Annotated in this window: 23 protein-coding genes and 1 tRNA gene; 9 read left to right on the top strand and 15 right to left on the bottom strand. The window is 69.3% G+C overall.

The window, feature by feature from the left end; genetic code table 11:
• The first annotated feature begins 62 nt into the window (after positions 1–62).
• From gshB to ACILRB_RS01070, 5 genes are all read left to right on the top strand, one after another.
• Positions 63–1019, top strand: a complete 957-nt coding sequence (gene gshB / locus ACILRB_RS01050; RefSeq protein WP_395664443.1) for a glutathione synthase — start codon at positions 63–65, stop codon at positions 1017–1019.
• A gap of 140 nt (positions 1020–1159) precedes the next feature.
• On the top strand, positions 1160–3886 hold the full coding sequence (locus ACILRB_RS01055) for a [protein-PII] uridylyltransferase (protein ID WP_407070195.1): 2727 nt from the start codon (positions 1160–1162) through the stop codon (positions 3884–3886).
• 116 nt (positions 3887–4002) lie between these two features.
• Entirely contained in the window at positions 4003–4572 is a 570-nt protein-coding gene (grpE, locus tag ACILRB_RS01060; protein WP_395664445.1) for a nucleotide exchange factor GrpE, read from the top strand.
• Between the two features lie 99 nt (positions 4573–4671).
• Positions 4672–4827, top strand: coding sequence for a hypothetical protein (locus ACILRB_RS01065; protein WP_395664446.1), 156 nt, complete (start codon positions 4672–4674; stop codon positions 4825–4827).
• 191 nt (positions 4828–5018) lie between these two features.
• A complete protein-coding gene (locus tag ACILRB_RS01070) occupies positions 5019–6203 on the top strand; it encodes a glycosyltransferase (RefSeq protein ID WP_395664447.1) in 1185 nt (394 codons plus the stop codon).
• A gap of 128 nt (positions 6204–6331) precedes the next feature.
• Here ACILRB_RS01070 and ACILRB_RS01075 read toward each other — a convergent pair whose 3' ends face one another.
• From ACILRB_RS01075 to ACILRB_RS01120, 10 genes are all read right to left on the bottom strand, one after another.
• On the bottom strand, positions 6332–6961 hold the full coding sequence (locus ACILRB_RS01075; RefSeq protein WP_395664448.1) for an ABC-type transport auxiliary lipoprotein family protein: 630 nt from the start codon (positions 6959–6961) through the stop codon (positions 6332–6334).
• Positions 6962–7133: 172 nt separating this feature from the next.
• Positions 7134–10301, bottom strand: a complete 3168-nt coding sequence (locus tag ACILRB_RS01080) for a multidrug efflux RND transporter permease subunit (protein ID WP_395664449.1) — start codon at positions 10299–10301, stop codon at positions 7134–7136.
• 142 nt (positions 10302–10443) lie between these two features.
• Positions 10444–11697, bottom strand: a complete 1254-nt coding sequence (locus ACILRB_RS01085) for an efflux RND transporter periplasmic adaptor subunit (RefSeq protein WP_395664450.1) — start codon at positions 11695–11697, stop codon at positions 10444–10446.
• A gap of 1210 nt (positions 11698–12907) precedes the next feature.
• Complete coding sequence (locus tag ACILRB_RS01090) at positions 12908–13468, bottom strand: GNAT family N-acetyltransferase (protein ID WP_395664451.1); 561 nt, start codon at positions 13466–13468, stop codon at positions 12908–12910.
• A 199-nt stretch (positions 13469–13667) separates the two neighbouring features.
• Positions 13668–13763: transfer RNA gene (locus tag ACILRB_RS01095), tRNA-Sec, on the bottom strand.
• A gap of 8 nt (positions 13764–13771) precedes the next feature.
• On the bottom strand, positions 13772–15730 hold the full coding sequence (gene selB, locus ACILRB_RS01100) for a selenocysteine-specific translation elongation factor (protein ID WP_395664452.1): 1959 nt from the start codon (positions 15728–15730) through the stop codon (positions 13772–13774).
• A complete protein-coding gene (locus ACILRB_RS01105; protein ID WP_395664453.1) occupies positions 15727–16533 on the bottom strand; it encodes a tetratricopeptide repeat protein in 807 nt (268 codons plus the stop codon). The genes selB and ACILRB_RS01105 overlap by 4 nt, the downstream gene beginning before the upstream one ends.
• Positions 16520–17917 carry an L-seryl-tRNA(Sec) selenium transferase gene (gene selA, locus ACILRB_RS01110; protein WP_395664486.1) on the bottom strand — a complete coding sequence of 466 codons (1398 nt, stop codon included), beginning with the start codon at positions 17915–17917 and terminating at the stop codon, positions 16520–16522. The genes ACILRB_RS01105 and selA overlap by 14 nt, the downstream gene beginning before the upstream one ends.
• Before the next feature lie 26 nt (positions 17918–17943).
• Positions 17944–19071, bottom strand: coding sequence for a cysteine desulfurase family protein (locus ACILRB_RS01115; RefSeq protein ID WP_395664454.1), 1128 nt, complete (start codon positions 19069–19071; stop codon positions 17944–17946).
• Between the two features lie 85 nt (positions 19072–19156).
• Entirely contained in the window at positions 19157–19582 is a 426-nt protein-coding gene (locus tag ACILRB_RS01120) for a hypothetical protein (protein WP_395664455.1), read from the bottom strand.
• 18 nt (positions 19583–19600) lie between these two features.
• Here ACILRB_RS01120 and ACILRB_RS01125 point away from each other — a divergent pair, with 18 nt between their 5' ends.
• Positions 19601–19879 (top strand): hypothetical protein, encoded by a 279-nt coding sequence (locus tag ACILRB_RS01125; protein WP_395664456.1) that lies wholly within the window; start codon positions 19601–19603, stop codon positions 19877–19879.
• 425 nt (positions 19880–20304) lie between these two features.
• Complete coding sequence (locus ACILRB_RS01130; protein WP_395664457.1) at positions 20305–20568, top strand: hypothetical protein; 264 nt, start codon at positions 20305–20307, stop codon at positions 20566–20568.
• 5 nt (positions 20569–20573) lie between these two features.
• Here ACILRB_RS01130 and ACILRB_RS01135 read toward each other — a convergent pair whose 3' ends face one another.
• The 4 genes from ACILRB_RS01135 to ACILRB_RS01150 all read right to left on the bottom strand — a co-directional run bounded on the left by ACILRB_RS01135 (position 20574) and on the right by ACILRB_RS01150 (position 24799).
• Positions 20574–22811 carry a xanthine dehydrogenase family protein molybdopterin-binding subunit gene (locus ACILRB_RS01135; protein WP_395664458.1) on the bottom strand — a complete coding sequence of 746 codons (2238 nt, stop codon included), beginning with the start codon at positions 22809–22811 and terminating at the stop codon, positions 20574–20576.
• Between the two features lie 25 nt (positions 22812–22836).
• Complete coding sequence (locus ACILRB_RS01140; RefSeq protein ID WP_395664459.1) at positions 22837–23853, bottom strand: FAD binding domain-containing protein; 1017 nt, start codon at positions 23851–23853, stop codon at positions 22837–22839.
• Positions 23850–24392: a (2Fe-2S)-binding protein gene (locus ACILRB_RS01145; RefSeq protein ID WP_395664460.1), complete on the bottom strand. Its 543-nt coding sequence runs from the start codon at positions 24390–24392 to the stop codon at positions 23850–23852. Before ACILRB_RS01145 ends, ACILRB_RS01140 begins: the two co-directional genes overlap by 4 nt.
• A gap of 77 nt (positions 24393–24469) precedes the next feature.
• Positions 24470–24799: a hypothetical protein gene (locus ACILRB_RS01150; protein WP_395664461.1), complete on the bottom strand. Its 330-nt coding sequence runs from the start codon at positions 24797–24799 to the stop codon at positions 24470–24472.
• 95 nt (positions 24800–24894) lie between these two features.
• Here ACILRB_RS01150 and ACILRB_RS01155 point away from each other — a divergent pair, with 95 nt between their 5' ends.
• On the top strand, positions 24895–25206 hold the full coding sequence (locus ACILRB_RS01155; protein ID WP_395664462.1) for a hypothetical protein: 312 nt from the start codon (positions 24895–24897) through the stop codon (positions 25204–25206).
• A gap of 53 nt (positions 25207–25259) precedes the next feature.
• On the opposite strand, the gene ACILRB_RS01160 is transcribed toward ACILRB_RS01155, so the two are convergent.
• Positions 25260–25799 (bottom strand): hypothetical protein, encoded by a 540-nt coding sequence (locus ACILRB_RS01160; protein WP_395664463.1) that lies wholly within the window; start codon positions 25797–25799, stop codon positions 25260–25262.
• A gap of 371 nt (positions 25800–26170) precedes the next feature.
• Between ACILRB_RS01160 and ACILRB_RS01165 the strand changes: the two genes are divergently transcribed.
• A complete protein-coding gene (locus ACILRB_RS01165; RefSeq protein ID WP_395664464.1) occupies positions 26171–26422 on the top strand; it encodes a hypothetical protein in 252 nt (83 codons plus the stop codon).
• Positions 26423–26548: the final 126 nt, after the last annotated feature.

Below are 26548 nucleotides of genomic sequence, written 5' to 3' on the forward strand. Positions count from 1 at the left end.
AGAAGGCTTGATGGAAACGCTCCGCGACGCGCCTTCGCGTCGCCGCCTTGAAAGCCAAGACCATGCCGCTCGCCGTCGCGGTCCAGATGGACCCGCTCGAAAACATCAACATCGCCGGCGACACGACCTTCGCCCTCATGCTCGAAGCGCAGGCGCGCGGCCATCGCCTGTTCTGCCACACGCCCGACAGCCTGACGCTGCGCGGCGACGGCGGCCTTTTCGCGCGCGCGCGCGAGGTGCGGCTGCGCGACGTCAAGGGCGATCATTTCTCGGCGTCGGAGCCGGCTCCGCTCGACCTGCGCGAGATGGACGTCGTCCTGCTGCGCCAGGACCCGCCCTTCGACCTCGCCTATGTCGCCTCGACCCATCTTCTCGAGACGATCGCGCCGCGCGTTCTCGTGATCAACGATCCGGCGAGCGTGCGCGACGCGCCCGAAAAGCTCTTCGTGATGAAATTTCCGCAGCTCATGCCAAAGACGCTGATCTCGCGCGACAGGGCCGAGATCGAGGCGTTCCGGCGGGAGTGCGGCGAGGTGGTGATGAAGCCGCTGTTCGGCCATGGCGGCGCGGCGGTGTTCAAGGTCGCCGAACGGGACGCGAACTTCGGCTCGCTGTTCGACCTGTTCGCCGTGACCTTCAGGGAGCCGTGGGTGACGCAGCAGTTCCTGCCCGCCGTCAGCCGCGGCGACAAGCGCATCATCCTGATCGACGGGAAGGCCGAGGGCGCCGTCAACCGCGTGCCGGCCGAAGACGACATCCGTTCGAACATGGTGCGCGGCGGCGCCGCGGCGGCGACGCAGTTCACCGAGCGCGAGCGCGAGATCTGCGAGACGATCGGGCCGGAACTCAGGGCGCGCGGCCTCGTTATCGTCGGGATCGACGTGATCGACGGATTTTTGACCGAAATCAATGTAACGTCCCCCACGGGAGTCCGCGCGGTCAAGCGCGTGGGCGGACCCGATCTTGCGGTTTCGGCGTGGGACGCCATCGAAGCACGCAGACACGCCAGCGCCTCATGAGCCGCCCCCCCGCCGCAAGGGGCGCGCCGGCGCGCCCAACCGGAAACTCGAGCTTGACGCTAGACGCCCTTCCGCCCACGGCCCCGCGCCGTCGCCGGTCTCTCTCCGCGCCGCACGCGGCCCTGTTCGACAGACAGGGCGTGCGCTCGCGCCTTCTCGCCCTGCGCGCGACCGACGCGCCGCCCGAATCGACCCGTCCCGCGGCGCTCGCCATCCTGCGCGAGGCGCTGGAGCGCGGCCGGGCGCGGGCGCGGGCGCGGCTCGAGGCCAAGGGCCGCGGCCTCGTCTGCGCCGGCCAGCTCGCCCAGATCGAGGACGAGCTCATCGGCGCGATCTACGACTATGTCACGACCGTGCTTCATCCAAGGGAGGCGGACGCGCCGGAGGCGCCGCTGGCGCTTGCGGCGGTCGGCGGCTACGGCCGCGCGACGCTCGCGCCGGGCTCCGACATCGACCTCCTGTTCCTGCTGCCGGGGGAGCCGACGCCGCGCCGCCAGGCGATCGTGCAGGCCATCCTCTATATTTTGTGGGATCTCGGCCAGAAGGTCGGCCATTCGGTGCGCACCATCGAGGAATGCGTCGAGGAGGCGCGCGCCGACTTCACCGTCCGCACCGCCCTGCTCGAGGCCCGGCTGCTGTTTGGCGACGCGGCCGCCTTCGAGGCCATGCGCGCCCGCTTCGAGCAGGAAATCGTGCATGGCACCGGGGCGGAATATGTGGCCGCCAAACTCGCCGAACGCGACGCGCGCATCGCCAAGGCCGGGCGCTCGCGCTATCTCGTCGAGCCCAACGTCAAGGACGGCAAGGGCGGGCTGCGCGACCTCAACACGCTGTTCTGGATCGCGAAATACGTTTATGAGGTGCGCGACGCCTCCGAGCTCGTCGCCGCCGGCGTGTTCTCAAAGGCCGAATACCGCCTGTTCCGCCGCTGCGAGGATTTTTTGTGGCGGGTGCGCTGCCACCTGCATTTCCTGACCGCGCGCGCCGAGGAGCGGCTCACCTTCGACCTGCAGCTGCCGATCGCCGGCCAGCTCGGCTATTCCGAGCGCGGCGGGCTCGCCAGCGTCGAACGCTTCATGAAACATTATTTTCTGGTGGCGAAGGACGTCGGCGACCTCACCGCCATCGTCTGTTCGGCGCTCGAGGAGCGCCACGCCAAGCCGGCGGCGATGCTCGACCGGTTCGGCCCGTTCCTGCCGCGGCCGACGGCCATTCTCGCCGGCGATTTCGCGATCGAGAACGGGCGCGTCACCGTCTCGTCGATGGACGTGTTCGAAAAGGACCCGGTCAATCTCATCAGGCTGTTCTGGGTCGCCGACCGCAACGGGCTCGCGATCCACCCGGACGCGACCCGACTTGTCACCCGCTCGCTGAAGCGCATCGACGCGAAACTGCGCGCCGACCCGGAAGCGAACCGCCTGTTCCTCGACGTGCTGATTTCGCGCAACACGCCCGAGATCGTGCTGCGCCTGATGAACGAGGCCGGCGTGCTCGGGCGCTTCGCGCCGGAGTTTGGACGCATCGTCGCCCTGATGCAGTTCAACATGTACCACCATTACACGGTGGACGAGCATCTCCTGCGCGCGGTCGGCAACCTCGCCGACATGGAGCAGAACCGCTATTCGAGCGAGCATCCGCTGGCGAGCGAGATTTTGCAGTCGATCTCGAACCGCACCGCGCTCATCGTCGCCCTGTTCCTGCACGACGTCGCCAAGGGACGCATCGAGGATCATTCCATCGCCGGCGCGCAGGTGGCGCATGAGATATGCCCGCGGCTCGGCCTGTCGCCGTCGGAGACGGACCTTGTCGCATGGCTGATCGAGAACCATCTCGTGATGTCCGACACGGCGCAGCGGCGCGACCTCGGCGACCGCCAGACCATCGCCACCTTCGCCCAGAAGGTGCAGACGCTCGAACGGCTCAAGATGCTGTTCATCCTCACCGTCTGCGACATCCGCGCGGTCGGGCCCGGCGTCTGGAACCACTGGAAGGGCGAGCTGATGCGCACCCTCTACTGGGAGACCGAGATGGTGCTGGCCGGCGGCCACTCCACCATCGACCGCCGCCGTCGCGTCGCCCAGGCCCAGCTTGAACTGCGCCGTGGCCTGCCGAACTGGTCGGACCTCGACTTCGAGGCCTATGCCCAGCGCCATCCGCCGGCCTACTGGCTGAAGGCCGACCTCGACCAGCAGATCCTGCACGCCAAGCTGCTCAACATGACCGAGGTCGAGATGCGCGCGCCGGTGACGCATATCGTCATCGACCCGCTGCGCGGCGTGACCTCGCTCACCGTGATCGCGCCGGACACGCCGCGCCTCCTGTCTGTCGTCGCCGGGGCCTGCGCGGCCTGCGCCGCCAATATCGTCGACGCGCAGGTCTTCACCACCACCGACGGCATGGCGCTCGACACCATCGTGATCTCGCGCGAGTTCGACTTCGACGAGGACGAGCTGCGTCGCGCGAGCCGCATCGCCTACGCCGTGGAGAAGACGCTCGCCGGCGAGATGACCCTCAAGGAGTTGGTCGCGGCGCGGTCGGGGCCCGTCGCGGTGCGGCTCAAGACCTTCAAGGTCCATCCGGAAGTCGTCGTCGACAATTCGCTCTCGAAGCTCTTCACCGTCGTCGAGGCGTCGGGGCTCGACCGCCCGGGGCTTCTGTTCGAGCTGACGGCGGCGCTTTCGGAGCTCGACCTCAACATCGGCTCGGCCCATATCGCGACTTTCGGCGAGAAGGCGGCGGACGTCTTCTACGTGACCGAGCTCGAGGGCGGCAAGATCGAATCGCCGCGCCGGCAGGACGAGATCAGGCGCAAGGTCCTCGACGTCTTCGCCCTGCCCGAGATCGACGGCGACGGCCCCGCGACCTGACCTCGGGGACAGGCGCGCCGGCGCCGAAATGGGCGGCGCGCTTGATTTTTCGCCGCCAAGGCTGATATCCGGGGCGGCGCGGGCGCCCGCCCGGCCTTTCGACAAAAGATTGAGCCATGAACGATTTTAAGAACGCCGACGACTCCGCCGACGCCGGGCGCTCCGACGCCGAGACGGCCGCAGCGGCGAAGGAGCAGGATCCTTTCGTCGTGCTCGAGGCGCTCAAGACCGAGAACGAGGGTCTCAAGGACCGTCTCCTGCGCACGCTCGCCGACATGGAGAATCTGCGCCGGCGCACCGAAAAGGAAGTCGCCGACGCGAAATCCTATGGCGTCGCCAATTTCGCGCGCGAGATGCTGACCGTCGCCGACAATCTGACCCGGGCGCTCGCCAGCGTGCCGGCCGAGGCCCGCGCCGGGGCCGAAGGCGCCTTCAAAACGCTGATGGAGGGCCTCGAACTCACCGAGCGCGACCTCGCCTCGCGGCTCGAGCGCTTTTCCGTGAAGAAGATCGACCCGGCCGGTCAGAAGTTCGACCCCAACCTGCATGAGGCCCTGTTCGAGCAGCCGAACGAATCGCTGCCGAGCGGCACCGTGACCCAGGTGGTCGAGCCGGGTTATGTCATTGGCGAGCGCGTGCTGCGCCCGGCCAAGGTGGGGGTCTCCCGGGGCGGCCCGCGAGCCTGACCCGGCGCCGGACGCCGCTTGACGCGAATTTGAAAGCTGTCGCCGAAAAAACGCCCGCGCCGTGAGCGCCAGGCGCGGAAACGCTCCGGATTCAGAAATATGCGCGTGGCCGGCCCGTTCGCGCCGAGCGGCGCGGGCGCCAATCCGGCGACCCCGCCGCCGCCGTGGCGCTTCATGCGCGCGCGCCGCGTCGGCGGCGATATTGACCTTCAACGCTTTTTGCAGCAAACGCTCGAAAGCGTCTGTTTATTTTGAAGCGTTATGTAATCGGACGCCGCTATTCAGGAGCCGTCGCCGCGTTGCGGCGTGTCTTCGACAAAAGCGAATTAACAATCCGCGGTAGTTCTTATCGGCGACTTCGCCCGTGGGCGCGAGAGGACCATGATTCTTAGCGAAGCCGTGTCCGCGCCCCGCGCCGTCCGCCCCCTCGCGCGAGGAGCGCGGCGATGAGCAAACGCGCTGTCGTTTTCGTCTGGGAGAATTTCGGCCCGGTCCATACGGACCGCTGCGACGCCCTCGCGGTCCGTCTCGGCCGGTCACGCCGGGTCGTCGGCGTCGAGCTCGGCGGCGCGAGCTCCGTTTATGACTGGCGCCCCGAGGATGGGATTCATTTCGAGAAGCGCACCCTCTTCACCGACGCGCAGATCACCGAGGTGCCGCTGCGCCGCAAGATCAGGGAGCTGGTCAGGGCCTGCTTCGCGCTGCGGCCGGCCGATTTCTTCTTCTGCCACTACGAGACGCCCTATGTGTTCCTGACGGCGCTGCTGCTGCGCCTTGCCGGCAGCCGGGTCTTCGTGATGAACGATTCAAAATTCGACGACTACAAACGCTATGTCGGGCGCGAGATCGTCAAGAAGCTGTTCTATCTGCCCTATAGCGGCGCCATCGCCGCCGGCACACGCTCGGCCGATTATTTCCGCTTTCTCGGCATGTCCGAGAAACGCATCGCCCTCAACTATGACGCGATTTCGACCGACCGCATCCGGCGCCTCGCCGGCGTCGACCGCGCGCCGGGCGGCCCGGCTTTCGCGGAGCGCGACTTCATCATCGTCGCGCGCATGGTCCCCAAGAAAAACATCGCCATGGCGCTCGAAGCCTATGCGCTGTACCGCGCCGGCGCGGCGCGCCCGCGCAAGCTGCGCCTGTGCGGCTCGGGTCCTCTCGAAGCGGAGCTGAAGGCCCACGCCGAGCGCCTGCAGATCGCCGACGACGTGATCTTCCACGGCTTCCTGCAGATCGAGGAGGTCTGTCCCCTGCTCGGCTCGAGCCTCGCCCTCATCCTGCCGAGCCTGCAGGAGCAGTTCGGCAATGTGGTCATCGAGGCGCAGGCGCTCGGCCTGCCGACCATCGTGTCCGAGAATTGCGGCGCGCGCGACCTTCTCGTGCGCAATGGCGTCAACGGCTTCGTGGTCGAGCCCGACAATCCGCGCGGCCTCGCCTTCTTCATGAGCCTGCTCGACCGCGACGAGACGCTCTGGCGCAACATGGCGCTCGCCACCGCGCCCTATTCGGCCCTGGGCGACGCCGCACGCTTCGCCGAATCCGCGCTGGCGCTGATCGGCGAGGACGCCGACGAGCGGCGCGTCCCGGCCGGCGGCTCGGCGAGCCCGTCGATCGCCGACCGTCTCTGAGGCTTCGCCGCCAGATCTTCCGTCCCGCGAGAGCGCGTTCGGCGTCGATCGAGTCGTGGACGCGCTCTAACATCTTGCTTTTACGCAATCTCTTCACGTAAAAGTCTGCAACTTTGACTGAAAATGCTCTAGATCTTCGGGGCGGTCCAGAGCACGATCTGGCGCATGACGTCGGCGCTCGCGGCGTTGAGCGCGGCGACGACTGCGGCCGGGTCGCCGCCCGAAGCCGGCGCCGTCGCCACAAACACCTTTCCCGCCACGATGCGCCCGGCCGCGCCGAAAATCTGGACCGCGATCTCGACCTCGGCGACGCCGCGCGCGGCGTCATAGTCGAAGCGGCGCAGCTGGCTGCGCAATTCATAGTCGGCGACGAGGCCCGGCGCGACCACGGCGCGGATCAGGCTCGCGTTCTGAAAACTCGCGATCAGCCGCGCCTGCAGCATCTGCGGCAGGCGGTTCGACCATTGCGCGCCGGACAGATAGGCGACCTCGGCGTCGGAGCGCCGCACCACGATGCGATCGCCGTCGAGCAGCGGCAGCGCGGCGGGCTCCGCCACGGCGATCTGCGCGCGGCGCGCCTGGCGCGCGCCATAACCGCCCCGCGCCGCCTCGAGATCGAAGGCCGGCGGCGGCGCCGAGGCGCAGGCCGACAGCGCCAGCGCGACGAGCAGCGCGCCGGTCAGCCCGCAGGAACGGCCCCGGGAAACGCCGTCGCGACGCGAAAGACCGGCGCGGCGCGGCTTCGTCCCGGTCGGCATGGAGTCTCCTTCAAGGGCGTTCGGCCGCGCGCGCGGCGACGCGAAGCCGCAAGCCCGCCGGAGCCGGGGGCGCGTCCAGAGCTTTTCCGACATCCCCCGCCCAAACGCAAGCTGCGCCGACGTCGCGCCCGTCGGAGCGGGCCGCCCGCCGCACGCGCGGGCGGCCCGGGCCTCAATGCGTCGGGACGTGCGCCGACGCCGCCCCGTCCGGCCCCGCCTCCGCCGGCGGCGCGCCGCCCTCCTCGCGCGGCTTCGCGCGGAAGACGCGCATCACCACCACGAAGAACACGGGCACGAAGAGCACGGCGAGGAAGGTCGCCGACAGCATGCCGCCGAGCACGCCCGCGCCGAGCTGCCGCTGGCTCATCGACGACGCGCCGCTCGCCACGACGAGCGGAACCACGCCGAAGATGAAGGCGAGCGAGGTCATCAGGATCGGGCGAAGGCGCAGCTTCGCCGCCTCGACCGTGGCGGCGACGAGATCGACGCCCGGCCGCCACAGGTCCTTGGCGAATTCGACGATCAGGATCGCGTTCTTCGCGGCGAGGCCGATGACGGTGATGAGGCCGATCTTGAAATAGACGTCGTTCGGCGCGCCCTTGAGATAGACCGCCGCGAAGGCGCCGATGATCCCGAGCGGGATGACCAGCATGACCGACAGCGGGATCGACCAGCTTTCATAGAGCGCGGCGAGACACATGAACACCATGACGACCGACAGCAGGAGAAGCAGCGTCGCCTGCGACCCCGCCTCCTTCTCCTGCAGCGACTGGCCGGTCCAGGTGTAGCCGAAGCCCTTCGGCAGCTCCTGCATCAGCCGCTCCATCTCGGCGATCGCGTCGCCAGTGGTGCGGCCGGCCGCCGGCTCGCCGGTGAAGCGCACCGACTGATAGCCGTTGAAGCCCACGATCTGCGCCGGGCCGACCGACCATTTGACTTCGGCGAAGGAGGACATCGGCACCATCGCGCCCTGCGCGTTGGGCACGGAGTAGTTCAGCAGGTCGTCGGTCGTCAGGCGCTGCCGCTCGTTCGACTGGACGATCACGCGCTGCATCTTGCCGCGGCTCGGGAAGTCGTTGACATAGACCGAGCCGAGATTGCCCTGGATGGTGTTGTTGATGGCGTCGAAGCCGACGCCGAGCGCCGCCGCCTTCTCGCGGTCGACGACGAGCTCGGCCTGCGGCGCGGGCGGAAGCCCCTCGACGAAGACGTTTTGCAGCACGGGGCTCTTGCGGGCGAGCGCGAGCAGCTGCTCCTGCGCCGCGGTCAGGGCCTCATAGCCCTTCTGCCCGCGGTCCTGCAGACGGAAGCTGAACCCGGAGCTGTTGCCGAGATTGTCGACAGGCGGCGGCTCAAGCGCCTGAATCGTCGCGTCGCGGTAGTGGGCGAGCGCGCGGTTGACGCCCGCGGCGAGCGCCGCCGCGGAATTGGCCTTGTCGCGCTCGCTCCACGGCTTCAGCGTGACGAAGGCCTGCGAGGTCACCTGTCCCTGTCCCGAGAAGGAGAAGCCGTTGACGATCGTCACCGTCGCCACGCCCGGCTGCGCCAGCAGATGGTCTTCGAGCTTCTTCACCGCGGCGAGGGTGCGGTTGAAGGAGGCGCCCGGCGGCGTCTGGATGTCGACCGTGAAGAAGCCCTGGTCCTCGACCGGCAGAAAGCCCTGCGGCGTGCGCCAGAAGGCGTAGCCGACGCCGAGGCAGATGACGAGATAGACGAGCATCATCCGCCCGGCCTTGCCGATGGCCGTCGAGGTCGCGCGGCCATAGCCCGCCGTGACGCGCTCCATGCCGCGGTTGAACCAGCCGAAGAATCCGCCCCGCGCATGGCCGTGGCCCTTGGCGACCGGCTTCAGCAGCGTCGCGCAGAGCGCCGGCGTCAGCGACAGGGCGAGAAAGGCCGAAAAGGCGATCGAGGTCGTCATCGCCATCGAAAACTGGCGATAGACGATGCCGGCCGAGCCCGGGAAGAAGGCCATGGGCACGAACACCGACACCAGCACCACGGTGATGCCGATGATGGCGCCGGTGATCTGCCCCATCGCCTTGCGCGTCGCCTCCTTCGGCGGCAGCCCCTCCTCATTCATGATGCGCTCGACGTTCTCGACCACCACGATGGCGTCGTCGACCAAAATGCCGATCGCGAGCACCATGCCGAACATGGTCAGCACGTTGATCGAGAAGCCCGCGAGCAGCATGACGGTCACAGATCCAAGCAGCGCGATCGGCACCACGATGATCGGAATGAGCGTGTAGCGGACGTTCTGCAGGAACACGAACATCACGAGGAAGACGAGGCCCACGGCCTCGATCAGCGTCATCATCACCTTTTTGACCGAGGCCTCGACCGTCGGGGTGATGTCGTAGGGGATGTCCCATTTGACGTTCGAGGGGAAGAACTCGGAAAGCTCCTCCATCTTGGCGCGGATGGCCCGGGCGGTCGCCAGCGCGTTGCCGTCCGGCGCGAGCGTGACCGAGATGCCGGCCGCCTCGCCGCCGTTGAGACGGGTGGTGAACTTGTAGTCCTCGCCGCCGAACTCGATGCGCGCCACGTCGCGCAGGCGCACGTTGGAGCCGTCGCGATTGGCGCGCAGCACGATGGAGCCGAACGCCTCGGGCTCGGTGAGCTGGCCGCGCACCACGATCGGAAAGTTCATGGGGTTTGTGGGCGGGCTCGGCTGCGCCCCGACCGCGCCCGAGGCGACCTGCACGTTCTGCGTCTGGATCGCGCGGGTGACGTCGGCGACGTCGAGCGAGAGGCCGCGCAGCTTGTCGGGGTCGATCCACACGCGCAGGCTGCGCTCGGTCGAATAGAGGGTGGCCCGGCCGACGCCCGGAATGCGGCGGATCTCGTTGATGACGTTGCGGATCAGAAAATCGCCGAGCTGCACCTCGTCCATCGTCCCGTCGGTCGAGACGAGGGTGATGATCTGCAGCGTCGCGGCCGAGGCCTCCTCGACCAGAATGCCCTGCTGGCGCACTTCGGCGGGCAGGCGCGCCTCGACGCGCTTCAGGCGGTTCTGCACCTCGACCGAGGCGTAGCCCGGATCCGTGCCAGGCTTGAAGGTCGCCGTGATCTCGACCACGCCAAAGGAGTCCGACGCCGATTCGAAGCTCTGGATGTTGGCCGCGCCGTTCAGCTCGTCCTCGATCAGGCGCGTCGTGCCCGTGTAGAGGCTTTCGACGGTCGCGCCGGGATAGGCGGTCGAGAGCGCGATCGAGGGCGGCGCGATGATCGGATATTGCGCGACGGGCAGATTGGGAATGGCGATCGCTCCGCCAAGGCAGATGAAGAAGGCGATCACCCAGGCGAAAATGGGTCTGTCGATGAAAAAGCTGGCCATGCGGCGCCTTGTGAGCTGGAACGGGCCCGCGGCGGGGCCGCGGCGGAGGCCGACGCGCGACGAGGCGAGCCCCTAAGGCCGCCCGCGCCGCGCCGGCGCTCCTTGAAGGAGATCTCGCGGGACGACGCCCGCGCTCAGGAGGTCAGGGCGACGGCGCCGCCGGATGCGGACGCCCGGCGAGCGTCGTCTCGCCCGGCGTCTGCGGCGCGGCGGTCGCGTCGGCCTCGGCCTGCTGCGTCACGGCGCGCACCTGCGCGCCCGCGGTGATCTTCTGGAAGCCGTCGACGACGATTCTCTGCCCGGGCCGCAGCCCCGAGCGGATCACCCAGTTCGCGCCGACCACCTGGCCGAGTTCGACCGGCTGCAGCATCACGCGGTCGTCATCGCGGATCACCCAGACCTGCGAGCGGCCGTCGGCGGTGCGCTGCACCGCCTGCTGCGGCACGATGATGGCGTCGGCGTCGATCGCCTGCTCGATGCGGGCGCGGACATACATGCCCGGAAACAGCTCGCCGTCGGGGTTCGGGATCTTGACCCGCAGCGTCACCTGGCCGGTGCTCGGATCGGCGGTCACGTCCGAGAACAGGAGCCTGCCGCGCTGCTGATAGACGCCGCCGTCGCTCAGCGCCAGCTCGACCGAGGCCGCGCCGTCGGCATGCTGCGAGAGCTCGCCCGAAGCGAGGTCGCGGCGCAGCTTGATGAGGTCGCCCACCGACTGGGTGATGTCGACATAGATCGGGTCGATCTGCTGGATCGTCGCGAGCGGGGTCCCGCTGAGCGCTTCGACGAGCGCGCCTTCGGTGATGAGCGCGCGGCCGATGCGTCCCGAGATCGGCGCGCGCACGTCGGCGTAGCCGAGGTTGAGCATGGCGCGGTCGCGCGCGGCCTTTGCGCCCGCGACCTCGGCTTCGGCCTGCGCCTGCCCCGCCGCCGCGACGTCATATTGCGCCTGGCTCGCGGCCTGTTTCGGCAGCAGCGCGGCGAGCCGCTCGGCCTGCTGGCGGGCGAGCGTCAGCGCCGCCTCGGTCTTGGCGAGACTGGCCTGCGCGCTCGCAAGCTCGACCTCGAACGGGGCGCGGTCGAGGCGATAAAGCAGGTCGCCTTCCTTGACCACGCTGCCCTGCTCGAAGGCGCGCTCGACGATCAGTCCGGTGACGCGCGCGCGCACCTCGGCGACCCGGGTCGGCACCACGCGGCCCGGCAGCTCGCGCACATGCGGAAGAGGCTCTTCCTTTGCGACGACATAGCCGACCTCGGGCGTGGCGAGGGCCGCGCCCGGCGCCGCGCCGGGCTTGGCGGCGTCGTCGCAGGCGGCGAGCGCCAGAGCGGCGGCGGCCGCGAGAAGTCCGGTTCGGAGCCGTTTGAGAGGGGACGAAGAAATTTCAAGGAGTCGCACGGGGTCGCTCGCCTTTGCGCTTGACGGATGAATCGTTCGGGAGAAGCGGCGCAGGCGCAAGAGGCGCGCGCCGCCCGGAGCGTTCAATGACGACCGGCCGCGCGTCTCCCCTGAACGGGAGGCGCCGCCGTCGGGTCGTCAGTCAGCCTTGGGCGCGGGGCGGCCTGTCATGCGGCGGAACGCCCCGGGCGGCCGACGCCTCGAAGCGGACAAGGACGAGGCGACGGGCGGAGCGTGCGCGCAGACCTTCTTCAAGGCCAAGCGTCGGCTCGCCGGCTTCATCGGGGGCCGCCGACAGCGCCGGCGACAGAAGCGCGCCGCCTTCGTCGACGGAGCGGCTCAGGGTCGGCGCCGGTTCGCCCGCAAGCGCGGACGCGGCGGCCGTCGGGACGACCCGGAGGCCGCCTCCAAAAACGCCCTGCGGCCCGATGTGCGCGCCTGAGCCGCCGGCCCAGGCCGAAAAGGCCGCAAGGCGCGACATCGCCTCGACGGAAGATGTCTGCTCGAGCGACGACGTCTGGAGGAGACCGGCCTGCTGGACGGCATGGGCCTGGGTCGCGGCGTTTTGGGAAGACGGCTGAAGGCAGAGCCAGACCAGCCCAAAAAGGGCCAGAAGCCTCAAAAAAGCGCGTCCAACATGTGTCGCGCGTCCATAAGTCTTCACAGGGGCGGACATGCCTAAAGCTACGACATTTCGCACGGCGAGGCAACAACGTCGCCGAATAAGGGCGTCCTCGCAAAGCTGAGCTTCGCGTGGCTGCGCCGGTCGCGCTGGATATGCGGGGCGCCGCCGCATTCTACAAGAGCCGCCTTGAAATTAAATTTACCTTTCCGGGCGGGGCGCGCCGATGGTCTTGTCCCCCTGACCGTTTTTCTTGCCGAGCCTGGGCCGCGTGCGCAGGCCGCACGCCGTTTCAAGACCCCAGAACCAGTTTCGACCTGCGTTTCGCCAGCGACGCGCCATGCCTCCGGCCGCCCGGCGGCGTCGGCGCCGAAGTCTGCGGCCCGCTGCTGACGCCTGACGGCGAAACCCTGTTCGTCACGGCGCAGCCTCCAGGCGAAGACGCGACTCCCGGCCGGAACTCGGCCGGCCGTCATATTATGAAGACCTGTCGACCCGCTGGCCCGATTTCAGGAACGACATGCCGGCGCGCCCCTCCGGGCTCGCCATAACCAGAATCGGCGGCGGCGGGATCGGCGGCTGACCGCCTCAGTCGAACGCCGGGTCGGGCGCGATCGAGACCGGCGGCGTCTCGTCGGCGTCGCCGATCGGGCGCTGCAGCAGGGTCGTGTCGCTCCAGCGCCCGAAGCGATAGGCGACCGACTTCAGGACGCCGACGCGCTCGAACAGAAAGCGCTCGTGCAGACGCAGCGACGGCGCGTTGGCGCTGTCGACATAGCAGATCATCTGGCGAAAGCCGGCCCGGGCGCTGGCGTCGATCAGCGCTTCGAGCAGAAGCCCGCCGACGCCGGCGCGCTGATGGTCGGGACGCACATAGATCGAATGCTTGACGGCGAAACGATAGGCCGGCCGCTTGAGAAAGGGCACGGCGTAGGCGTAGCCCGCGACCACGCCGCCCTTCTCGGCGACGAGATGCGGCAGCCGCTTCTTCATCATCGCCTTGCGGCGGCGGCGGATGTCCTCGACGGAGGCGCGCGCCGTCGGCTCCTCCACGCCATGAGCGACGTGATAGGCGTAGATCTCGACCATGGCGGGCACGTCGCTTTCCGTCGAGACGCGTATGATGACCGGAGACGGCTGATCGAGCATGAAGGGTCCTTCCGCGGGATGCCGCCACCAAAGCGCCGAAACATGAAGGTTTTTTGACCCTTGGCCGCGCAAACGGCGCAGGCGCGGGCGCGGCTGGCGCACATCCGGTCCGCGCGGATGAAAGTGGCGCAGACGAAACTGGCGCAGACGAAACTGGCGCAGACGAAACTGGCGCAGACGAAACTGGCGCAGACGAAACTGGCGAAGGAGAGCGGGAGTCGAACCCACCTGAGACGGTCGTCCCGCCCCACCCGGATTTGAAGTCCGGACGCCCCACCAGGAACGCTTCTCCTCCCCGCCGCTTCAGCCAGCTTGCGCCTTTTCGTCCCCCGGCTCAAGAGGAGCGAAGAGATCGAGCCGCCGTGGATCGACCCGACGCAAGTCGCCGCGTCTCGTCGTGACGCCGTGACGGTCGAAGAATTCGAGAATCTGGATCGCCACCTTGCGCCCGTTGTCGAGCCTGTCGCGCAGCTCCGCCGCCGTGAACTCGCCGTCTTTCGCGCCGGCCGCGACATCTGTGATGATTTTCGTCATCTCATGTGTCGTCGACCGCATGAAAAAATGGTCATGCGCGATCTCGTCGACGCGGCCCATGCGCGAGGCGGTTTTGAGCACGCGCCGCACGTCGGCCTCGGGCGTTCCCGTCGCGCCCGCAAGATCGCGCACGCGCGGCGGGCGAAAGCGCTCAGCCCCGCCAAGCAGCGGGACGAGCCGCGCCCAGACGCCGTCGTCCCTGGCGGCGAAACGCGCCTCATGGCCCGGCGCATGCGCGAAGGAGCCGACAAGCCCCAGCGCGCCCCGCCGGGCCAGAAGCCGCAGCGCCGGCAGAAAGACGCGGGCGGGAAGGCGCGGCTCGACCGCCACGCGAAGCCGCTCCTTGCCCATGCCCTGCAGGTCCGGATTTTCGGCGTGGAAGGCCTGAAGCGTCGCCGCGACGGCCGCTTCGAAGGCGCTCCAGCGCGCGCCGGAGAGCGCGATCCGCGCCTCCTTGTCCTCAAGCACGACGCGGCCCTCGGCCTCGGCGAGCGCCTGCGTCTCGGCCGGCCCGAGCGCGCGGTCGCGCGCGAACTGCGCAAGATCATGCGCATGGGGCGGCGTCTCGAGCAGCGCGGCGAAGGCCGCGGCCGGGTCATTGACGGCGAGCGCCGCGCGTTGCGCCTCGCGCTCGGGCGTGTGGCGCTTGCGCGCCGCGCCGCGCAGGTCGACGAAGCGTCCGCCGCCGATCGTGCGCGCGCCCGAGACGTCGCGGATCACGAAGCGGTCCTGCGCCGCGGCGGCGATCGGACGTTCAAGCGCGAGCTGGACCAACGCCTCGCCGCCGGGCGCGAGCTCGTCGCCTTCGAGCAGCGCGACATGAGCGCCAACCTCGACCGAGGCGTGATGCAGGCGCACGGCGCGCCAGGACGCGAGCGGCTTCGGCTCGCCCGGCAGCAGGCGTAATTTCGCGTCGACGCGCGAGGCCGGCGCGTGCACGACGGGATCAACGATCATGTCGCCGCGACGGATCGCCTCTCTTGAAACATGCGGGCCGGCGAGATTGAGCGCGCAGCGTTCGCCGGCCGCCGCGCTTTCGGCCGGCCGGTTCTGCGCGTGCAGCGAACGCACGCGCGCGGAAAGCCCTGTTGGGCTCGCCATAACATGATCACCGACATCCACGCGGCCCGACAGGATCGTCCCGGTGACGACGACGCCGACGCCCTGCAGCGTGAAGGAGCGGTCGACGGCGAGCCTGAAACGCCCCTCGGCCGGACGCCGCGACGGCGTTCCGGCGGCCTCGACAAGCCTTGAGCGGAGCGCGGCGACGCCTTCTCCCGTCAAGCTGGAGATCGCGAAAATTTCCGCGCCGGCGAGGCTCGTGGCGCGCAGCGCCTCGTCGATCTCGGTTTTAAGCGCAGCGCGGCGGTCTTCTCCGACGAGATCGCTCTTGGTCATCGCGACGATCCCGCGCGAGACGCCGAGAAGATCGAGAATCGCCAGATGCTCGCGCGTCTGCGGCATGATCCCGTCGTCGGCCGCGATCGTCAACAGCGCGAAATCGACGCCGCCCGCGCCCGCCAGCATCGCGCGCACCAGCTTTTCATGGCCGGGCGCGTCGATGAAGCCGATCACAAGATGACGGTCGACCGGCAGATAGGCGAAGCCGAGGTCGATGGTGACGCCGCGCGCCTTCTCCTCCTTCAGGCGGTCGCCCTCGACGCCTGTCAGCGCCTTCACCAGCGCCGTCTTGCCATGGTCGATGTGGCCGGCAAGCCCGACGATCATGCGCCGGCGCCGGGCGCGATCCGCGCGCGCCGCTCGGCCTCCGCGACGTCTTCCGGCGAAAGCGCGCCGCGCACGGAGCCCATGAATCTCGCGGCGAGCAGGCTTGCGCCCCGTTCGGCGCGCAACAGCCAGGCCAGCGCCTCGACGTCATCGCGGACGACGCCCTGGCCGATATGCAGCGCCGCGCCCAGCAGGGCCTGCGCGTCGGCGTGGCCGCGCTCGGCCGCGCGGCGGCGCCACAGCGCGGCCGCGGCCGGATCGCGCGCGACGCCCAGCGCGTCATGATGCAGACGCCCGAGCAGCGCCATGGCCGAGGCCACGCCCTGTTCGGCCGCGGCCAGCGCGTAACGGCGCGCCTGCGCATAATCGCACGGGCCGCCCTCCCCTTCCATCAGCATGTGGCTCAACATGTCCTGCGCCGCCGCGTCGCCGGCGTCGGCCGCGAGCCGATAGAGCGCGGCGGCGCGGGCCTGATCCTTCTCGACGCCAAGCCCGCGATAAAGGGCGCTGGCGAGATTGCGCCGGCCGACCGGATCGCCGGCTTCGGCCGCAAGCGTCAGCCATCTGACCGCCAGCGCGTCGTCGCGCCCCACCCCGAGCCCTTCGGAAAAACACGCGCCGACATTGTTCTGCGCGCGCGCGCGGCCGGCGTGGGCCAGCGGCCCCCAGAGCGCGAGCGCGGCTACATTGGCGCCGCGCGCGGCCGCGGCGGCGGCCCCCACCATGGCCGCGGCCGCCGCGGCGTCGCGCGCGCGTCCGCCGCGCGACGACAGCCGCGCCCTGAAGGCGTCACGCCAGCCCATCCGCCAGCCCCTGGAGATTGGCGACAAAAGCCTCGTCATCCTCGAGGCAGCGCAAATCGAGGATCAGTCGGCCGGCCTCGATCCGGCCGACGACGGGTCGTTCGAGACGACGCAGCGCGGCGGCGAGGCGCTCGATCGCGCCGCCTCCCCCGGCTGCGGCGACGGCGAGGCCGGCGCTCGGGATCGCGTCGAGCGGCAGCGCGCCCGAGCCGATCTGGCTGCGGCAGGCGACCGGCTCGACGCTGAAGCTCCCGCCGAGCGCGGCGCGGACGCGTGGCGCGAGGCCTTGCGCAAGCGCCGCAACCTCCGCCTGCGCGCGCGCGATGAAGCGTAGCGTCGGCAGGCGCGCTTCGAGCCGCTCGGGATCCCTGTAGAGCTTCAGCGTCGCCTCTATGGCGGCGAGGCGGATCTTGTCGACGCGCAGCGCGCGCTTCATCGGATTACGGTTGATTTTCTCGATCAGCGCGCGCCGCCCCACGATGAATCCCGCCTGCGGCCCGCCGAGCAGCTTGTCGCCCGAGAATGTGACGACGCCGGCGTGGCGCGCGGCCTCGCGCACGGTCGGCTCCCTCGTGACGCCGTAACGCGCAAGATCGACAAGGACGCCGGAGCCGAGATCGTTCATCAGGGGGACGCCGGCCTCGTCCGCGAGGGCCGAGAGCTCCCGCGGGTCGGCTTCCGCGACGAACCCCTCGATGCGATAGTTCGACGGATGCGCCTTGAGCATCACGCCCGTTTCGGGCGAGAGCGCGGCGCGGTAGTCCTTGAGATGGGTGCGGTTGGTCGTGCCGACTTCGACAAGCTTCACGCCGGCTTGCGCCATGATCTCAGGCATGCGGAAGGCGCCGCCGATCTCGATGAGTTCGCCGCGCGAGACGATCGCCTCGCGCCCGCAGGCGAGCGCGTTAAGCGCGAGCAGCACGGCCGCCGCGTTATTGTTGACGATCGTGGCGTCCTCCGCGCCGCTCAGCTCTCGCAGCAGGGCGCGCAGGTGGTCGTCGCGTTCGCCGCGCCGGCCCGTCTCAAGGTCGAACTCGAGGGCGACGGCCGAGCGCATGGCTTCCGTGGCCGCCTCGACGGCGGCGTCGGCGAGCTGCGCGCGGCCAAGATTGGTATGCAGAATGACGCCGGTCAGATTGTAGAGCGGACGCAGGCCGCTGCGGTCGCCGCTGGCCAGCGCCGCCAGCGCGCGATCGGCGAGCGCGTCGGGCGCGCCGATGTCGGACGCGCCGTCGACGGCGGCCCTGCGCGCCTCGTCGAGCGCCGCCCGCAAGGCCGCCGTCGCCGCGGGCCTGCCGTAGCGTTCGATGAGCGCCGCGCCCGGCGCGCCGGCGAGCAGGGCCGACACGGAAGGAAGGGCGCGAAGGCGGTCGCGCGCCTGCATGTCCGTCTCCCTGCTCACGGCCGGGCTCAGGCGGCGCGACGCAGGACGACGCCGAGGCGCCCCGCGACGTCCTCGATTTCGTCGCGCGTCGTCTCGCGTCCAAGGCTGAAGCGCACGGCGCCCATGCCGACCTGCGGCGCGATCCCCATGGCCGCAAGCACAGGCGACAACGCGACGCGGCCGGCATGGCAGGCCGAGCCCGCCGACGCCGCGACGCCGTCGAGCCGCGCGAGGATCTCGGCGCCGACCTCTCCGGGGAAACTGACGCTCAGAGTGTTGGGAAGGCAATGGCGCAGGCCGCCGTTGAGCACGACGCGGGCGCCGAAGCGCTCACGCAACAGCTCCCAAAGCGCGTCGCGCAACGCGCGCACACGCTCCATCGGAGCGAGATCGCAGGCGAGCGCGGCGGCGGCGCCGAGACCGGCCGCAAGCAGCGCGCTTTCCGTGCCGGCGCGCCGTCCGGCCTCATGGTCGCCGCCATGCAACAGCGGCTCAAGCTCCACTCCGCGTCGCACATAAAGCGCGCCGACGCCCTTCGGCGCCGAGAATTTATGGCCGGCGAGAGTCATGAGATCGACGCCGAGCGAGGAGACCTCGGTTGCGATTTTGCCGGCCGACTGCGCGGCGTCGACATGAAACAGCACGCCGTGCGCGCGCGCCACGGCGGCGGCTTCGGCGATCGGCTGGATCGCGCCGACCTCATTGTTGGCGTGCATGACGCTGACGAGAATCGTGTCGGGACGCACTGCGCGGGCGAGGTCGTCGCAGTCGATCCGGCCTTCGCCGTCGACGGGCAGGACCGAAATTTCGGCCCCGAGCCTTTCAAGAAAACGACAGGGCGCGCGCACGGCCGGGTGCTCGACGGCGGAGACGACGATATGGCCGCCGCGCCCGCCCCGCGCGAAAAACACGCCCGCAAGGGCGAGATTGTCGGCCTCCGTGCCGCCGCTCGTGAACACGATTTCGTCGGACGCGCAACCGACGAGCGCGGCCGTCTGCGCGCGCGCGGCCTCAAGCGCCGCCTTCGCCGGCGCCCCCGCCCAATGCCGGCTCGACGGATTGCCGAACACGCCGTCGATCAACGGGAGCATGGCCGCGACGACGCCCGGCGCGATCGGCGCCGAGGCGTTGTAGTCAAGGTAGACAGGCTTCATCGCGGCATGATGCCCCGACTGTGCGAAGATGAAAAGCGCGGCCGTGAGCGCCGGCCGTGGACAAGGACGACCGGGACGCGCAGCGCTATTTGGCGCGGGGCTTCAGCGAGCTCCACTTGCCGTCGGCGTTCTTGGCGAGGCCGCGCTTTTTCATCGCCTGCAACGCGAAGGACACCATGCGGTTGGTGATGTCGCGCCCCGACGATTTGAGGTGCTCGGAAATTTCGGCCGCCGTGAGCGGCCCCTGAGCTTCGAGCACATCGCCGATAGCCGACCCGATGGTCTGCCGCGGGCCGCCTCTTGACGCGCCCTTGCGACGCCCGCGCGTGCGCGGCGCCGGCGGCGCGGCGGACGAATCCGGAAGCGCGGGGGCCGCGACGGAAGGTTTGCGGCCGCGTTTCGCAGGGGTAGCGTCAAGCTCGGCGAGCACGCGCTCTGCGGCGCGCAGATCTTCGATCTTCTGCTCGAATTCGGCGATTTTGGCCCGGATGCGTTCGAGTGATGTGTCCATGAGATCTTTTCACAGGTTATGGCGCGCGAGGTCCGGTCGAACGACACGCTGTTCGCCTCGGCGAGCCGCGACGCTTCGCTCCGAATCGCCGATCAGGCTTTCAATGTTGGCGCCACAGTTGAAAAACGCAAATCGGATCGCTTGTTCCTTGCACAAGTTCATGTGGAAATCCATCGCAATTCTACAGGCCGCGGAAAAACCTGCATCGTCTGGACGCCGTCGCGCATGTTGTCGCCCGAAAGCCGTCAGACATTTCGCGTTGCGGATCGCCTTCGGCGCCGGCGCTTTGTGGGTTGAGTCGTTCGCGCAAAGGCCGCGCGCTGGCGCGCATGGCCTGAACCGCGACGCGTCGCTTGCGTCGAATCCGGAACGTAGCAAGAACACAACACGCCCGGACGGCGCCGGTCCGAGGCGTCGCCGCGCGTCCGGCCCGCGGCGCAGCCGCCCATTTCGGGGCGCGGCGTGAACCTCAACAGGCGCGGGCGCCCGGCCTCGCGCTCGGCGACAAGGACGCAGCCGTTCAGGCCGGAGATGAGCCGGCGCCATTGTGGCGATGCGGTCCGAACACGACGAGCCATCGGCCTGCCGACCCGGCCGCGTCAGGCGATCGCCGCGCCGGGCGCGGCGCGGAGGTCCGAGCGCGCCGGCGCATGACCGCGGCCGCGGTCCTTTTATACGTCTCGTTAACAGATCGGGAAGAAGCTGGCCGCCAGGAGGACGCCATGACCTGCGACGGCATTTCCTGCGAGGCCCTGTCCTACGCCCGCTTCTATCAACACGGCGTACGAGCCTACGCTCAAGGCCTGGCGCTCAACGCCAATCCGCATGATCGCGCGGGCCGGGGCGTCGCCCATGACGGTTGGAAAGACGGCTGGCTCGACGCCTGTCACGCCCACGAGCGCAAAAGCGCGCCCGACGGACCGCGTCGTTCGCGGCCGATCCGCGTCGACCGCTTCATCGCCGCGCGCAATCGGCCGAACGCGTAGGCTGCCTACAACAGCCTGTCGAGCGTGATCGGCAGCTCCCGCACCCTGCGGCCCGTGGCGTGAAAGACGGCGTTGGCGACCGCCGCCGCGACGCCCACGATCCCGATTTCTCCGACGCCCTTGACGCCCATCGGACTTACCTTGTCGTCCTCCTCGGCCACGAAAATGACCTCGACGTCGCCGACGTCGGCATGGGACGGGAGGTGATATTCTCCGAAATTGTGGTTCATGACGCGCCCGAGCGCCGCGTCGACGAGGCCTTCCTCGTGCAGGGCCATGCCGATCCCCATCGTCACGCCGCCGACGATCTGGCTTCGCGCCGTAAGCGGGTTGAGAATCAGCCCCGCCGCGACCGCGCTTACGACGCGCGTCACGCGCACGACGCCAAGCTCCTCGTCGACCCTGACCTCCACGAAGACCGCCGAATGCGTATTGGCGGAAAACGCCTTGTCGACGCCTGGCGCCCGCCGCGCCGTCTCCTCGGCTTCGAGCGCGTCGAGTCCGAGGCTGTGGATCGCGTCGGAAAAACTCACGCGGCGCGACGGATCGGAAGCGAGGATCACACATCCCTCGGCGAAGACCACATGAGCGATGGAGGCGTTGGCGAGCGGCGACGCCGCGACGCCGCGCGCCGCCTGCAACAGCTGGCCGCGCAAGTTCCAGCAGGCGAGCCGCACGGCCGCGCCGGCGGAGGCCGCCGCCCATGAGCCGCCCTCGACCGGCGATTTCGGCAGGGAGGAATCGCCGACGAGCGCCGTGACCTGCTCGATCGGCAGGCCGAGCGCGTCGGCGCCGATCTGGCTCAGAATGGTGTAGGAGCCTGTGCCGACGTCGGCGGTGGCGGTGGCGACTTCGAGGCGCCCGTCGGCGCCGACGCGGGCTCTCGCCGTAGTCGGCTGCATCAACGCCTCCCACACGCCGGTCGCCATGCCGAAGCCAATAAGCTCGCGGCCTTCTCTCATGGAGCGGGGCTCGAAGCCGCGCCGGCTCCAGCCGAAGGCCTTCGCGCCTTCGTCGTAGCACTGGCGCAGCGCCTTGGACGTGTAGGGCCTGTCTTCGTTGAGGTCGCGCTCCGCGTAATTGCGCAGGCGCAGCTCCAGCGGGTCGAGCCTCGCCGCATGGGCCAGTTCGTCCATCGCCGATTCGAGCGCGAAGAGGCCCGTCGCGGCGCCGGGCGCGCGCATGTCGCACGGCGTGGCCGCGTCGAGCTTTGCGAGACGGTAGGTCATGAGCGCGTTCGGGCACTCGTAGAGCAGGCCCGACCAGTTGACGACATTCTCCTGATAATCCTCGCTGCGCGAGGTCGCCGCCACGGCGTCGTGGATGACGGAGCAGAGCCGCCCGTCTGTCCCGCAGCCGAGGCTCACCGACTGGATCGTCTGCGGCCTGTAGCCGAGCGTGAACATCTGGTCGCGCGTCAGGCTCACGGTCACCGCGCGCTCAAGGTCGAGACAGGCCATGACCGCGAGAAAAAGCTGCGGCTGCGGGCGCAAGGCCAGTCCGAAGGCGCCGCCGACGAACGGGCTTATGACGCGAACCTTGTCCGCCGGCAGTCCGAACGCCTGCGCGACATAGGCCTGCGTGTTCTGCGCGCCCTGCGTCTTGTCATGGACCGTCAGGCGCCCGTCAGGCTCAAGGATCGCCGTCGCGGCGTGGGGCTCGATGGGGTTGTGGAACTCCGCCGGCTGAACGTAGCGGCCGGCGATCCTGACCGGGGCGGCGTCGAAGGCCGAGCGCGCGTCGCCGCGCGGCGCGGCCGGCGGCGCGATGCCTGGGCGCTTGCGCGGCGGAACATAGGCGTCGTCGAGCCGAGCGGAGAGTTCGGTCTGCGGGGGTTCGGCGTCATAGTCGATTTTCACCAGCGTCGCGGCGTGGCGTGCGGTCTCGAAATATTTGGCCACCACAAGCGCCACGGGCTGGCCGCCGAACAGAATACGCTCGTCATGGAGCGGACGGAACGGCTCGCCGGGCGGCGCGACCTGATCGCGATAAAGCGCGGCGCGCGAGGCGCCCCTTGGCCGATGTTCATGACTGTAGACGGCGACGACGCCCGGCGTCGCGAGAGCCTGCGAGGCGTCGAGGCGCGCGATGCGCCCCTTCGCCACGGCGCTCGAAACGACGACGCCGAAAAGACGATCGCCGCCGCCGAATTCGGCGGCGTAGCGGGCCTGTCCTGAAACCTTCAGCGGCCCGTCGACGCGCGGATGCGCGGCGCCGACATAGGATGCGGCGACCATGGCCATGACCTTTCCCAATTGACGATCTCGCCTAATTGACGCTCTTGGCGTTCTGGCTCTGCGGCGCGCCGGCCGCGGCCTGAGACAGGGCGCGCACGATGGCGCGGCGGGCGAGCTCGATCTTGAAGCTGTTATGTTTCAACCCGCGCGCGTCGCGCAACAGATGGCCGGCGACGCGCGCGAACAGGTCCGGCGAAGGCGCCTCGCCCTCCATCAACGCCTCGGCCGAAGGATCGCGCCAGGGCTTGTGGGCGACGCCGCCGAGCGCGACCCGCGCAGTTTTCACGAGATTTTCGTCAATTTCGAGCGCGGCGGCGACGGAGACGAGAGCGAAAGCGTAAGACAGCCGGTCGCGCAGCTTGAGATAGCTGTGGCGGGCCCCGAAGCGCGGCGGCGGCAGTTCGACCGCCACGACCATCTCGCCGCGGCGCAGCGTGACGTCGCGCGAGGGATCGCCGCCCGGCAGGCGGTGGAATTCGCCGATGGGAATTGCGCGCGCGCCGCCCTCGCCTTCCACATGAACCACGGCGTCGAGCGCCGCCAGCGCCACGCACATGTCGGAAGGGTTGGTCGCGACGCACTGCTCGCTCGCGCCGAGAATGGCGTGGATGCGGTTGAGGCCCTCAAGCGCCGGGCAGCCCGACCCCGGCTCGCGCTTGTTGCACGGCGTCGCGACGTCATAAAAATAGTAGCAGCGGGTGCGCTGGTTGAGATTGCCGCCGACGGTGGCGGCGTTGCGCAATTGCGCCGAAGCGCCGGCGAGCAGCGCGCTTGCAAGCAGCGGATAGCCGGCTTCAACCCGCGCGTCGCGGGCGAGCGCGGCGTTGTCGACCAGGGCGCCGACGCGCAGGCCGCCCGCCGCCGTCTCCTCGATCCCGCGCAGCGGCAGCCGCGAGATGTCGACCAGAAGCGACGGCCGCGCCACGTCATATTTCATCAGGTCGACGAGATTGGTGCCGCCGGCGATGAAAGCCGCCCCGGCGTCGCCCGCGACCGCCCGCGCCGCCTCCGCGACCGTCTCGGCGCGCAGATAGGAGAAGCGGTTCATTCGGCGGCCTCCACGGCGCGGCGCCCGGACGCGAGGACGTCCCTGATCGCCGCCAGAATATTCGGATAGGCGCCGCAACGGCAGAGATTGCCGCTCATCGCCTCACGGATTTCGTCGTCCGCCATTTCGTCGCCGGACATCGCCCGGGCTTCGGCGACAAGGGCCGTCGCGGAGCAGATCTGGCCCGGCGTGCAATAGCCGCACTGGAACGCGTCGCGCGCGACGAAGGCGGCCTGCATGGGGCTAAGCCGTCCCGGCGCGCCGAGACCCTCGACCGTGACCACTTCGGCCCCCTCCAGCATGATCGCGAGGACGAGGCAGGCGTTGACGCGGCGCCCGTCGATCAACACGGTGCAAGCGCCGCACTGGCCGTGGTCGCACCCCTTTTTCACGCCGTAGAGTCCGAGCCGGTCGCGCAACAGGTCGATCAGCGCGACCTGCGGCTCGACGTCAAGCGTTCGCGTCTCTCCATTGACGAGGAGGCTGATCGTCGCCCGCTCATTCGGCCCGACGAAAAGCGAAGTCGTGTCCAAGTTCATGTCCTGACCCATGGTCCGTGCGCCCCGCCGTTCGATTCGGGCCGCGAACGATCCTCTGGCGCGGACGTTCCATGGGTTCAGCGATAAACACGCCAGTCGAAATAGGGCCGCCAGTAGCGGCGGGCGTAGGCCGGCCCCTGGTCGTAATCCTCCTGGATCGCGTCGACGGGACGCCACGAGCCGATGTCCGGCCGGTCGTTGACATAATGCACGGGACGGTCCCAGCGCTCCTGCAGGGTTCCGGTTGCGATCCGCGGCCAGACGGCGCCGTCGCGCCAGGCTTGGTGAGAATAAGCGCCGTAGGGCGCATAGGCGACGCGGCCGGCGCCCGCCGCGTCCGCCTGCGTCGCCGCGACGCAAAGGGCCGAGGCGGCTGCGAGCCGCAACAGTCTGGCGTTGGCGTTCATGTCGCATCTCCTTCCATCGTGCGCTCGTCATGGCAACTTTCAAACCGCTGGCGCGTTGCGGCGGCGCCACGACAAATTCAGGAGACGAAGACGCAATGGAGCCGATGAAGCCCATGAAGCCGATGGAGCCCATGAAACCCATGGAGCCGATGAAGCCGATGTCAGGAGGCGGAAAGTGGTGGCCCGAGTCGCTTGGCGAGCCGTCGTCGAGCGGCGGCCAGAACGATCTCCGCTACGCCTTCTTCCCTGACAAGAAGCGCCTGTTGATCGAGAAGGACGGCAAGATCTCGACCTATGACAGCGGCGACCACAGGATCAGCGGCGTGCAGCAGAGCGGCGGCGGCGATCCGGAGTTCTCCAGCCAGAACGGCAAGGTCGATCTGTCGAGCCTCAAGAAGATCGACTGAGGCCACGCGCCGTCGCGCGATCGGGCGGCCGCTCCGCGCGGCGGCCTTCCGCGTCAGTTGCTCGTCGACGCGAGCCGCAGGCCCGACATTTCCGACGGCGTGAGGATGCGCATGTGGTCGGGGTCGACGCGCTCGGCGAGCGCCACGAGATCGACGCTGACGCCCATGTTCGCCGTGTAGCGCCGCAGCATGGAGGTCATTCCTTCGCCGGCGTAGCGGCGGTTGTCGCCGCGCCAGGCGAAGATGCGATGCACGCCGACCTGGCCGCCCGGCGGCACGATGCGGCGCACGGCGCCCATCAGCGCATAGACGCAGGACGAATAGCAGACCGCCTGTTGCGGGATATAGTCGCCAGGCGCAGCGACCACCACCGTCGCCCGGGCGGCGCGAAACTCCTGGCCAAGCTCCATCGCCGCCACGATCTTTCCGCCGCTCGAATTCAGGAACACAAGGGGGCGGCGCGCCGCGCCTCCGGCGGCGTCGAGAAACGCGCGGAATGCGCCGGGCGTGGCGTCGTCGATCTGTCCGTCCGCGATCACCGCGGCGGAGCACCGGCCGGCGCAGGTCGCCGCGTCAGCCCAGCGAAAGCTCATCGCGCGCGCGGCCGAAAGGGGCGCGCCCGCGCACAGCGCGGCGCCGAAAAGGGCCGCAAAAGCGCGGCCGCGCCGACCCGCCCGGTCGCGATAAAAACGAAGCGCGCATGCGGCCAAGATGCTCAAACGACGTCCCCCTTCGCCCGACGCGGCCGTGGTCTCGCCACTTCACGGAGGCGCGGCCGGGCCGTCAAGCGCGGCGCAGGATCATGAGTCGCGTCGCCCTGCCTGGAAATGGAATGGTCAAATTCAGCCGCGACAACTATAAATCACTGTTTCTATTTAATAATTTTTGAGACAGCGGCTATATTCAGGCCATGGCCGATGTTTCGGATCGGCCCCTGATCGCAGATTTTTTATGGAGAAAACACATGTCAGGTCTCGCCTCGACAGGCGCGGCCGCCCTTGCGGCCGCCTTTTTCATGGCCTCCGTCGGCGTCGCCGCCGCGAAAGACGCGCGTCAGCCGCGCCCCCGGGACTATTATGGCGTCCATGAGCAGGCGTCGGCCGCCGCGGGCCCCGACTGGAGGGTCCAATATGGCGTCGTCAGCAATCCGCGCGGCGCCTCGGGCAGCCTTGGCGCCATGCTCGACGGCCGCAACCCCGCCAACAATCTCCCCTGAGCGGGGCGGCCAGATCTGACGACGCCAGCCCCCTGTCAAAGACACAAACCGAAGCCGGCCCGCGCAAGCGGCGCCGGCTTCGGTTTTTTCACGGCCGTTTTGGTCAGGCCTTTGCGCGGCGTTCGT

Source organism: Methylocella sp., assembly GCF_044226135.1.
GTDB lineage: Bacteria > Pseudomonadota > Alphaproteobacteria > Rhizobiales > Beijerinckiaceae > Methylocapsa.